12 protein-coding genes are annotated in these 11383 nt (G+C 45.4%); 1 reads left to right on the plus strand and 11 read right to left on the minus strand.

The features are described from left to right. Positions 1-189: 189 nt before the first annotated feature. Together DFP97_RS07320 and fabF are read right to left on the minus strand one after the other, a co-directional pair. Positions 190-1011: a uroporphyrinogen-III synthase gene (locus tag DFP97_RS07320; protein ID WP_114379346.1), complete on the minus strand. Its 822-nt coding sequence runs from the start codon at positions 1009-1011 to the stop codon at positions 190-192. 68 nt (positions 1012-1079) lie between these two features. Continuing rightward, entirely contained in the window at positions 1080-2318 is a 1239-nt protein-coding gene (fabF, locus tag DFP97_RS07325) for a beta-ketoacyl-ACP synthase II (RefSeq protein WP_114379347.1), read from the minus strand. Between the two features lie 127 nt (positions 2319-2445). Here fabF and DFP97_RS07330 point away from each other — a divergent pair, with 127 nt between their 5' ends. After that, positions 2446-3288, plus strand: a complete 843-nt coding sequence (locus DFP97_RS07330; protein WP_114379569.1) for a helix-turn-helix transcriptional regulator — start codon at positions 2446-2448, stop codon at positions 3286-3288. Between the two features lie 9 nt (positions 3289-3297). Here DFP97_RS07330 and DFP97_RS07335 read toward each other — a convergent pair whose 3' ends face one another. From DFP97_RS07335 to DFP97_RS07375, 9 genes are all read right to left on the minus strand, one after another. Further along, complete coding sequence (locus tag DFP97_RS07335) at positions 3298-3504, minus strand: hypothetical protein (RefSeq protein WP_147275027.1); 207 nt, start codon at positions 3502-3504, stop codon at positions 3298-3300. Beyond that, positions 3501-4670 (minus strand): Ger(x)C family spore germination protein, encoded by a 1170-nt coding sequence (locus DFP97_RS07340; RefSeq protein ID WP_114379349.1) that lies wholly within the window; start codon positions 4668-4670, stop codon positions 3501-3503. The genes DFP97_RS07335 and DFP97_RS07340 overlap by 4 nt, the downstream gene beginning before the upstream one ends. Before the next feature lie 21 nt (positions 4671-4691). After that, positions 4692-6074 carry a spore germination protein gene (locus tag DFP97_RS07345; protein WP_114379350.1) on the minus strand — a complete coding sequence of 461 codons (1383 nt, stop codon included), beginning with the start codon at positions 6072-6074 and terminating at the stop codon, positions 4692-4694. 1 nt (position 6075) lies between these two features. Next, positions 6076-7167 (minus strand): GerAB/ArcD/ProY family transporter, encoded by a 1092-nt coding sequence (locus DFP97_RS07350; RefSeq protein WP_181873391.1) that lies wholly within the window; start codon positions 7165-7167, stop codon positions 6076-6078. 132 nt (positions 7168-7299) lie between these two features. Then, positions 7300-8334, minus strand: a complete 1035-nt coding sequence (locus DFP97_RS07355) for a CotS family spore coat protein (protein ID WP_114379352.1) — start codon at positions 8332-8334, stop codon at positions 7300-7302. After that, positions 8334-9506 carry a glycosyltransferase family 4 protein gene (locus DFP97_RS07360; protein ID WP_245975976.1) on the minus strand — a complete coding sequence of 391 codons (1173 nt, stop codon included), beginning with the start codon at positions 9504-9506 and terminating at the stop codon, positions 8334-8336. Before DFP97_RS07360 ends, DFP97_RS07355 begins: the two co-directional genes overlap by 1 nt. Positions 9507-9589: 83 nt before the next feature. After that, entirely contained in the window at positions 9590-10534 is a 945-nt protein-coding gene (locus tag DFP97_RS07365) for an NAD-dependent epimerase/dehydratase family protein (protein WP_114379354.1), read from the minus strand. Further along, positions 10531-10719 carry a hypothetical protein gene (locus tag DFP97_RS07370; protein ID WP_114379355.1) on the minus strand — a complete coding sequence of 63 codons (189 nt, stop codon included), beginning with the start codon at positions 10717-10719 and terminating at the stop codon, positions 10531-10533. Before DFP97_RS07370 ends, DFP97_RS07365 begins: the two co-directional genes overlap by 4 nt. A 134-nt stretch (positions 10720-10853) precedes the next feature. Then, positions 10854-11267, minus strand: a complete 414-nt coding sequence (locus DFP97_RS07375; RefSeq protein ID WP_114379356.1) for a hypothetical protein — start codon at positions 11265-11267, stop codon at positions 10854-10856. Positions 11268-11383: the final 116 nt, after the last annotated feature.

Below are 11383 nucleotides of genomic sequence, written 5' to 3' on the forward strand. Positions count from 1 at the left end.
AACTTAATCGTAGCAAAAGAATAGAAACCGGGATATGCCCCAATCTAAACAATCATAGCCTTTACATAAACTGACCCTAATAAATAAAGGGCTATCCCAAAAGGCCATAGACCTTGAGGGATAGCTCCTTTTTCGCGGGCTATATTGGATTCGGTACATAGCCCTACCTATCCAGCACCGGATAGTCGGTCATTCTCCTAAACTTTCATAATAACGGGAGATCTCGATGATCATCGCTCCCATTCGTTCCGTTTCCGGAACAATAATGCGCGTCACGCCGTACTCTTTCAAAGCTTCGGCAGTCACTTTGCCGACAGCTGCTGCTAGAACCTTCCCATTAAATGCGGCTAATAGTGACTTTTCACGCCCCGTTTCAATCGCATACCTGAACAAATATCGCACCTGTACCCCTGTCGTAAAGCAAACCGTATCAACCGATCCTTCCTCTAATTCGGATAAAATCGTTTCCAGCGTGCTTGTTTCCGGCGGAGTATGTCTATACGGCAGCACCGATTGTACATATGCTGCGCCTTTATCGACCAAGAACGACTCTAACTCCGGAGAAGGCTCACCGTGCAGCTGAATCCAAACGCGCTGACCTTTAAAATCGCAAGCTTCCAGATTTTGCATAAGACTGTGTACCGTCCCATCTTCATCACTCACAACCGCATTAAGTCCCGTTCTCTTAAGGAAAGCTGAAGTCTTATAACCTCTTGTAGCTATTTTCGCTTGAGTAAGGACATTTAAAATGGCCTCATCAATGCCCAGCTTTCCGGCTGCTTTTACTAAACTTTCCGCTCCAATCCCAGTGGTCAAAATGACCCAATCGGCTCCCTCATTAGCAAGCTGCTTCAGCTGATCGGATATTATTGTCTCATCAAATACCGTTAATCCTTGAAGAGAGCGAATAACCGGCGTACCGCCCTGCTTCTCTATAATAACTCCCATTTCATCCGTTTTTTGCGAGCCTGCAATTACAATCCGTTTGCCTTTCAATGCTGCTGTTCCCATAAAAGTTAAGCCACCATACTTTCATAAATTTTATTTATTATATCATTCATTAGATGCCTTTTTCGATTTCAGCCTATATATTTTTTTAAAACGATTACCGCATTGTGTCCACCGAAACCAAAGGAATTCGATATTCCTATTTTCAAATCAGCTTGGCGGGCCTCATTCGGTACATAGTCCAGATCACAAACAGGATCCTGCTGCTCCTGATTAATGGTAGGCGGAATGATTCCTTCCTGCATGCTTTTCACCAAAGCGATGGCTTCCACCCCTCCTGCCGCGCCGAGCATATGGCCAATCATCGATTTATTCGCCGTAATGGGAATACGGTAAGCATGTTCGCCGAATAGTTTTTTGATCGCAACGGTTTCCGATTTGTCACCAATTTCCGTACTTGTGGCATGCGCGCTAATCATATCTACCTCTTCCGGTTGAATGCTCGCTTCAAGAAGGGCTTGTTTCATGGCTTGATAAGCACCAATCCCCTCCGGGTGAGTAGCTACTACATGATAGGCGTCCGAACTAGCCCCATAACCAATGACCTCCGCATGAATTCGAGCGTTTCTATTCAAGGCGTGTGATAGTGATTCCAATATGAGAATTCCCGAACCTTCGGACATCACAAATCCGTCTCGTCCCGCATCGAACGGCCGGCTGGCTCGAGAAGGATCATCATTCCGGCTCGATACCGAGGTAGCGTTTCCAAAGCTGGCAAGAGATATATCCGTTATGGCCGCTTCTGTTCCCCCGGCAATAACGACATCTGCGCCTCCTGAACGAATAAGCCGCCATGCTTCACCGATCGCTGTATTACCGATGGAGCACGCGGTGACCGGAGCTAAAGACGGCCCCTGAGTCCCGAACTTTATGCTGATCATCGCCGCAGCCATATTCGCTATCATCATAGGCACTAACGTCGGGCTTACACGTTCAGGGCCACGTGCGTGCAATAGCTCTGCTTGATTCAACAGTGTTTGAATCCCCCCGATACCTGAACCAACGTATACTCCCATCCTCTCACGATCAACCTTATCAAGTGAGAGGCCGGAATCCTCCAGAGCTTGTTCAGCAGCAGCTAATGCGAATTGGCAAAACCGGTCCATCCGGCGCGCCTCTTTGCGGCCAAAGCGTGCTTCCGCATCAAAATCTCGAACAATACCTGCTATTCTCGACTTGTGCCTGCTGGTATCAAATGTATCAATCGTTGAAATGCCCGATTCCCCTCTAATCAAGCGGCTCCAAAATTGCTCCACATCATTTCCTAGGGGTGAAACTATTCCCATCCCTGTTACAACTACCCGTTCCATTGTATACCCTCCTCTGGAGTTACCTTTATGGAATGTAGTTTGTCATAGTTATTATCCTATTACAAGTTGTCGTTTATTATAGTATAATATGTAACACCCTAACGTTACTGCAAAGGCGGATCCTATGATTAATCGTGAAACGAGACTGCAAGCGCTGTCTACCTTTTTAAAATCTAAGCGTGCCAAAATACTCCCTGAGACCGTTGGTTTTCCTTCCGGAACACGCAGAAGAACTCCCGGCTTAAGAAGGGAGGAAGTCGCTCAGCTTGCCGGAGTCAGTCCTACCTGGTACACCTGGCTCGAGCAAGGCAGGGATATTAAAGTTTCAGCGTCGGTATTGGATTGCGTAGCGGCTGCGTTGCAGTTGAATGATGACGAACGCAAATATTTATACGACTTGGCGCTGGAGACAGGTCATGGAGCCATTCTGCTAAAGGAAGAGCTGTCTGAGATCACTCCCTCTTTAAAAAGAATATTGCAAGAGCTTCGCTTTTGCCCTACCATCATTTCTGATCGTCGCTGTCAGATCGTTGGATGGAATCACGCGGCCTCACATGTCTTCTTGGACTTTGAACAAATACCGGCCGAGCAGCGAAATATGATTCAATTACTATTTACCCGGAAAGAATTTCGGCGGTTAGCGGGAAATTGGGAGCATTTTGTTGGCGGGTTTCTTGCTATTTTCCGGGCTTATTACGGGCAATATGTACAGGACGAATGGTATGATCGTTTTATTAATGAAATGAAGGGAAGCCATCCCGAATTTGCATACCTGTGGGAGCAAAGTCAAGTCAGCTCTGCTCCGGATGTTTTGATTGAATTCCGGCATGCCAAAGGGGGTAAAATGCTGTTCCACCTGACATCCTTACAGGTCCAAGGCAATACCGATCTGCGATGCAGCGTCTATACGCCTGCGCCCGAAACGTCTACGGAATCTAAATTAAGGCGGTTAATGGAGCGTAATGATTGATATGCAAGGTCATTTCCACGCGGGAAAAAGAGGGCGAATGGGCGTAGGAAACTTCATTCCTGCAATGAAAAGGATACCGATCGCCCATGCTGTAATCATACAGCCCAGAAACACCCACTTTTCCGCACCTTGCCCGTATTTTCGCCAATACTGAAATTGGTGCACCGCAACAACAACTGCCCCTAGAGTGAACAAAGCAAGAGGTAACCACATCACTTTTTGACCTCGTCTTCCGGGATAAATAGTGGCGCTCCAATAGAACCGACACCGGTTATCTTGGCGCTTACTTTCCAATTGATCGTTTGATTCGGATACATCTCCGGCCAATCCTTTTCAATACGTTTCCAATAATCGGGGTACTTCTTATAGATCATTGCTCCCATTCCTGAACTGTCCGCACGAAATTCTTTTTGCAAACGGCGAAACAATGATTGGAATGTTTTTTCCATTTCTTCTGAGAAAGCTTTGTTTAGCTTCCGGATTATTTCGGGGTTCGATAGATCAAGATTGGTACGATTGTCAAGAATGCGCCCATAAGCCTTTACTTGAAAGGAGAATTTCGGTTCACCTTTTGAGAGGGCCACCTTGCGCTGCAGCTTTAAACGGTCAAGACGTAAGGAGAGGTCCCCTTTCACCTTAGGGATGCGGATCGTCATGCTTCCGCCCGTTTTTCCGCCCAGCATGCCTGTCAAGGCAACGGCCTCTTTCCCCTTCACAAAACCTTCCAGCTTGTTGTCGCGAAATATTGCGATACCGCTCATTATGATTTTGTTTTCTTTCGTTTTGGCAAAGCTTGCCGCTATTGGTTGCTGCCCGGGCGTAGTTGAAGCGATAAAATAATCTTTTAATGAAGTCGGAATACGTGTTTTTCTGAGGCTTATCTCCCGAAAGAGTTCCACATCGAAAGTTTCCAGCGGAACTTGCATATCCATTAGCTTTTCTGCTTTTGTGTTTTCGGCTACGACCAACAAGGTGCTTAACCGGTTCATCGGATTACGGCTGATCTGATCGAGAATATCTTTAATTCCCTTGCGGGCCAACGGCTCACCTATAAGATAAACTCTGCGGTGAGAGGTTACGATGTCCCGGGACAGCATGCGCTCCGCTTTAGAACGCGTTTCGTCGATATTACGTCCTTCCGTAACAACGTGGGTGACGGGTTCCTTCCTTTTTTGTCCTGATCCAGACTCCCCCGGCCCACCAATCCGGATCGGCTCTGCGATATGTGCATGTACCCGATAAATCCCCGGTTTTTGTCCTTCGTCTACTCCGGTTATCATCACAATGGCCACGTCTACGATTTCTCTTCGATCCCAGCATCCCGTACAAATCCATAGCGCTAGCAGCAGGACGGGAACTAAAGAGGAAAGTTTTCTTTTCAAGCCGGATCCTTCCTCCTCTTTTTATGGTCGTTCAAAGGGCTGTCGAATGATTAAATTTTTTAAGCTTTTCCATGAAAACGGAGCGATCGGTGTCAGATAAGGCAGCCCTGCGGAGCGGAGTCCGGTCAAGTAAATCTGGGTAAAAAACAAACCTAACGCTATTCCGAAAAATCCCAATCCTCCCGCCATTAAGAGCAGTATGATACGAAGTATTCGAATGGCAAACGTCGTCTCATAATGGGGAATCATCAGGGAGGCGATGCCTGTAATGGAGACGACAATGATCATGGGAATGGAAACGATGCCGGCCTGAACGATCGCTTGTCCGATGACCAATGCGCCGACGACGCTGACAGCTTGAACCAATACACGCGGCATTCGTACAATGGCTTCGCGTATGGCTTCAAAGATGCTTTCCATGATTAATGCTTCGACAAGTGCGGGGAAAGGAGAGGCTTCTCGGGATGCCGCAATGGATAGAAGCAGATTCGTAGGCAGCATTTCATTATGAAAAGTTGTAATTGCAACATAGAGGGATGGCAGCAGCAGGGCCGATAGAATAAAATATGCCCGAATCCAGCGTAAAAACGTGGCGCTGCTGTAAGATAGATAAATATCTTCTACCGTTTCAAAAGCGTTCCAGAACGTAAATGGAAAAAGCAATGCAATCGGCGTATTGTTGACGACTACAGCGACTCTCCCTTTCATCAGCGCATTAGCGACAACATCCGGCCGCTCCGTTTTTTGTACGGTCGGAAACCAGCTCAGCGGCCGGTCTCTAATGGACTCCGCAATATAATTGCTGCCTAAAATATCTTCCAAATGGACACCGTCCAATCGTTTGGACAATTCCTCCACCAGTTCGCCCGGAGCTACCTGATCGAAGTATAACAACCGGACTTCGGTATGTGCGACCGATCCAAAATGCCAAACCTTCATCCGGAGCTTTTCGCTTTTCGTGATGCGACGAATCAGTGCAATATTGGTGTCAAGATTTTCCGAGAATGCTTCCTGGGGACCAAGAACGGCTGTCTCGATGTGAGGCTCGGGCACACCGCGAGTCGGGAAAGCTGCGAGATTCGCTAATATCACCTGATCTCTTCCGCATATAGCGACTGCAGCCATGCCGGATAAAATCGCTTGCACCGTTTGTTGATAATTATTCGTCTGCTGCACGGAAGGCGTTTTGATTGAAAAGGGCTCCGTCTCATGGTTTGCCGATAACGGTTCGACAATCTCACGCTCAATCCGCTGTTGGTCGGCAAGGCCGGAAATATACACGATTAGGGAAGAGCCTACTGAACGAAAGACCAGATCGGGCATGGAGCCTAAAGTGGTTTTCAACTCCTCCGCAAACTGTTCCAAGTCAGCCTCATTTGATAAACGTATCGTTTGCTGTTCCATCCTAGCTCCCCCCTATGCCGACGATTTTTTTAAGCTTGATTACGAGTAAAGTCAGCATCGGAAAAATGACGAAAAAAGGCATAAAGACGACCCATATGGCCCATTGATGACCGGTAAAGAGATGGCTGCTGAGGCTCTCTGTCATGTAAAAAGCGAATAGGAATACAATTGCCGATACGGGGATAACGGCAGATCTGATGTTCACTTTCCAGAGATCCGAGATCATCGCGCATGCCGCGTAGGTGAAGATCGAAATTTTGAACAGCACGCCGATCAAGAAGGCGGTTACGATGAACGGATCGATATTTTGGATAAAATCCGCAAAGTTGACCAAATGAAACGTTGTCATCAGCGGGAAGAAAGAACGGGCAAAAAGCTCCGGCCCGATTGAACTGATCGCCAAAATATCCAAAACGATAAATATTAACCCAGCCGTTGCGCAAGACAGGATGGCTGCTTTTCGGAAGTTTTTGGGCGGCATCGTCTTTGACCAAAACGCGGCGAAAGCGAAGGCTTCCGAATACGGTACGGTCAAGTTTCCCGGAATTGCGGCTGTAATGATCGGTTTCCATTCTGCGGCGACCGGAGTCAGCAACGACAAGTGAATGGTACCCGAAGCGACCAATAAAATGACTTCCAGCAGAAAAATGATGAAAATAACAGGAACATTCAATTCCGCCAAACGCCCCATTCGTTCCACCCCTGCATAACAAATGTAGGAAACCAGGAGCTGGAAGAGAACCATTGTTATCCCGATCGGAGTCTTCGGAAGCAAAAACGTACTCGTCAGTTCTCCGATGTCACGCAAATCCCGTCCGGCTGAATAAATAAAAATAAAAACATAAATCACGCATAGGATCGATCCAACATATCGTCCAAATGAGCCCGTTAGTAATCCGGACCAATTCTTGTCAACATTCGTTTCATAAAGTTTCGAATATAGCCATAGGAGGGCGGCGCCAAAAAAAGTGCTGATGCAAGCGGTAATCCATGCGTCCTGTTTAGCAGTGCTTGCAATACCAAAGACAACGCTGGTTCCCAATAAAAACAGAAGCACGAGGCCATACAACTGCCATGTGGTTAAAATCTTCACTATACCAATTCCTTTTTTGTATTATTGTTCCATTTCATTCGTATTTGATGCAGTTGAACTAAAAAAGAGCCCTCGCATTCAAGGACTCGAAAGGTTAAAACTTATAATGAAGCGTAGTGATTGATTTTTTTCTCACGATTGTTTAACAATGCTCTTCCATGACGACAGCATTCGCTGCCGGTCATTCTCGGAATCAATCATGGCTTTAAGCTTTTTTAGTGTACTTGGGCTATTCCATTGCGTACGTTTTTCGAAGAATTTGCTCGATAACCCGTAAAACAAATGAGGAAACAAGAGATCAGCATAAATAATTTGGCATTCATCATCGCTAAGAGGATGGACCTCGCGGTAAGCGCGGAGCATTAAAACGGCTTTCGAAGAGCTCCATCCATGTTTCTTCATTACTTTATTGAATATTTTACGTATATCTCTTGCCGGCAAGTCAAAGGTTAACGAATCCATGTCAATAATGGCTATGCCTTTATTCGTTTTTATCAGATTGGCCGCTGCAAAATCCTGATGACAAAGATTTTTTTGCGCAGTGACTTTGTTCACCCAATTTGTATAATAGTTGCTTTGAATCCACTTTAAGGCTTCTTTCCCTTGGCTTATGAAGTTATCGGCATAAAGAAGATACAATTTCTCGAATTCATTGCTGCTGCTTTTGGCCATTTTTTTATAATTTTCCAACCGTTCTATATACCGTGCATAGTTTTGCGCCCAACCCCCTAAATGTTCTCTTTCGTTCGTCGTAAAGTTCGATTGAAATCCTCTTGATGCTAAATGGAACTTGCCAAGCTCTTTCATGATGCTAAGGAGGTCTGATGTTTTGTAAGTAGGCTTGGTGCCTCGTACAGCGTCGGACAGAATGTAACAATTGCCGCTGCTGTCTTGAGAATATTCTTTGCCTGCACTTGTTTTCACCATAGCGGGAATAGGTGCACCGTTTTTTTGCAAATGCTTAATGGCTTGAATTAAAAAGAGCAGCCTCTTTTGGGTTGCGGGCGATTTTTTCAATATTTTTGTTCCTGAGCCAGTAACTATGGTCCAGGTTGCTTTTTTACCCTTGTCGGAAATTAGTTGAACTTTCCTCACTCGAAGAGGGTATTGGGACATAATGGAGTTAACCGAATTTACATTCTCCTGCATGAACGTTACCTGCCTCATTATTGATTTTTTTTACGAGTGAGGGCGATGCTGTTACGTGAACGCAGCTTACGCGCGACTTTCTTTTTGGATGTGGTCAAAGCGGAGAACGATGTCGGTTTACTGGAATAGGCATTCAAATAAATATTGTTCAATCGCTTGGCTACATGCTCGAATGTATAGTTGCTTTCTACCAGCTGCCTTCCTTTTAGCGCCATTGCCATAGCCTTTTCTTTTTTGGTAAGCATATAATTTATCGCTTTGGCAAACGAAGTCGGACTTGTATAATCGCGGACAATATAACCGTTCTCCTTATGCCTGATAACCTCGGCGTTGCCGCCGCGATCGGTTGTAATGACCGGAACGCCTGCTGCCATGGCTTCATAGTGAACGCGTGCTAAAGGCTCTTGCCATTGTGAGCTGCACACAAATACATCGCCCATCGAAAAGTAATTTTGGATTTCATTAGCCGGAACGAACTTTGTGAATATGACCCTGCTCTTATAGGGTTTGGCTAATTTCAACAACCATTCCCCATAATCGTCAACGGTGTTGTCACTGAACCATTTTCCCCCCACGATGACAAGAACGGCATCCGAATGCCGCTTCAGCACACGCTCCATGGCCTTAATGAGCAAATGAGGCCCCTTTTTGACGCTGAGCCGTCCGACAAACAGTACAACCTTCTTCTTTTGAACGCCATAGCGGGTCCGTAACTGCTCGCGAATACTCTTTCCTCGCGCCGTCCAAACCGGGTAATAACGATCGGGATCAAAACCGGAATATACCGGCACGACTTTGTTCTCGGCTTCGGGGATGCGGTCCGTTACGGTTCTTTTAATGAAATTACTGACGGTAGTTATTTTGTTTACGTATTGTACGCACAGCTTTGCTTCCTCATCGGTAATTTTGTTGTCGGCAAACATCTCATTATGAAGGCTTAACACAAAACGGCTGGATGGAGATGCAGCTTTATACTTTAAGACATTTACTGGACGGTTAAAAACATGAACGACATCGTACGTGTTTTTTTTAAGCGATTGACATACTTCTTCCACGTACTGTTGACTCGGGAAACGAATGTATTTGATGCCGCTACGCGTCTCTTGATCGGGCAATGACTCATCTGTCACCGAATATATCGTTAATTGATGCTTACGGGCGAGAAAAGGAGAAACTCCATCTATCGTCATTTGAATAGCCCCTCCCTTTATGGCAGGGGAAGGAAGTTTCTCTGTACAAATGAACGCCAGTCTCATGCAGAGACAGCCTCCCGTCATTTATAATAATGAATGAAATAGGCAAGCTCTTCGGCTAATCCTTCCGTCAGACTTACCTTTGGTTCGTATTTCAAAAGACGGGCAGCCTTCGAAATATCAGCCCATGTATGCATAGGCTCACCGCGCATTGCTCCGATGTTCACAATATGCGCCTGTTTTCCCATCAAATTCTCCAACGTATGAATAACATTCATGATCGAAGACCGTTCCTTGCCCCCGATGTTAATGGTTTCTCCTATCAGAGAAGGCAGGCTTGCAACTGCTGCCGTCGCTTCGATACAGTCGCTGATATACGTAAAATCCCTCGACTGCGTACCGTCTCCAATTAATGTAATCGGTTCACTCGCAATCATTTGTTTAATAAAGCGATGAAACGCCATATCCGATCGCTGACGAGGCCCATATACCGTAAAGTAACGCAGTATGACAATGGGAACACCGTCGTTCTTCCAGTACACGCGGCACAAATGTTCTCCGGTCAATTTACTTACGCCGTAAGGCGAGAGCGGGGCCGTGATTCTGTCTTCCGGCACTCTCCCGGATGTTTCTCCATAGACGGAAGATGTGGATGCATACACAAATTTTTGAACCTTGGAATTGCGGCATGCTTCAAGCAGCTGCTGAGTGGCGAGTATATTCGTTTCCGCATAATGACGGAAATGGTTCCCCCAACTAGACCGTACTCCGGGTATGCCGGCTAAATGGTAGACGATATCAACGTCTTCAAGCGTCTTCACCCAATCGATTTGCAGCAAATCTGACGTAACCAACATGAATTTGGGATGTAAATGGAAAGTTTCAATGTTTTTGGTGCCAATGATTTTCAACTCGTCGCGAACGAAAGCATCGATTCCGATGACTTCATGTTTACCGCTCTTCAGTAAAAATTCGCAAAGGTGAGAACCAATGAACCCTGCAGCTCCAGTAACAACAATTTTCATGTCCGTTCAGCGCCTGCAAATTTAAACCCTTTCGCTTCTATCATTTTTAGTATATTCATGTAAATTTCTGGTTGTGAACGGTTAATTTTCTTTACGGCTCGCAACAATTCCATATTGAGCTGTTTGGTCAACTTCGTATTGCATAATTCGTATTTCTTAAGCTTGTCTATATTTAAAGTTTTCATTACATCACCCCACTCAAAATCTAGTAATATACTATATTAATTGATTGTGAAGAAATGTAACGGCCAATTTGTAAAAAAAGAAAAAAACAGCCCTTCCACAGTGGGACAGGCTGATTTTTAACATAAATCTTAGTTTACTCGATATCGTCTTCCGGGTTTGGTTTAAATTTATCAGCTAAATTGTTATTGCTGCCTCTAGTTGGAACGCCTGCTGCACCCTTAACACCGGTTTTTTTGCCATCCTTATGCTTATCTTCCTTATGCTTATCTTCCTTATGCTTATCTTCCTTATGCTTATCTTCCTTATGCTTATCTTCCTTATGCTTTCCGTCAGCCTTACCACCGGCATGCTTACCATCATCCTTATGCTTATCATCCTTATGCTTATCATCCTTATGCTTACCATCAGCCTTACCACTGGCATGCTTTCCTTCCTTATGCTTTTCTTCAGCCTTACCACCGGTATGCTTTCCTTCCTTATGCTTACCTTCGGCATGCTTACTTTCAGAATGCTTACCATCAGTATGGTTGTTTGAGCTTTTAGGCATATGCATGTTACCTCCTTCGGGATGTTCCTTATAATATATGTTTGGATTCTATTATTCGTAACTAGACATCTGACCGTTTTATAGAATAGTAGCTCTATTAAATGGAAAAACTGACA

The organism is Paenibacillus prosopidis, from assembly GCF_003337375.1.
In the GTDB taxonomy this organism is placed as follows: domain Bacteria; phylum Bacillota; class Bacilli; order Paenibacillales; family Paenibacillaceae; genus Pristimantibacillus; species Pristimantibacillus prosopidis.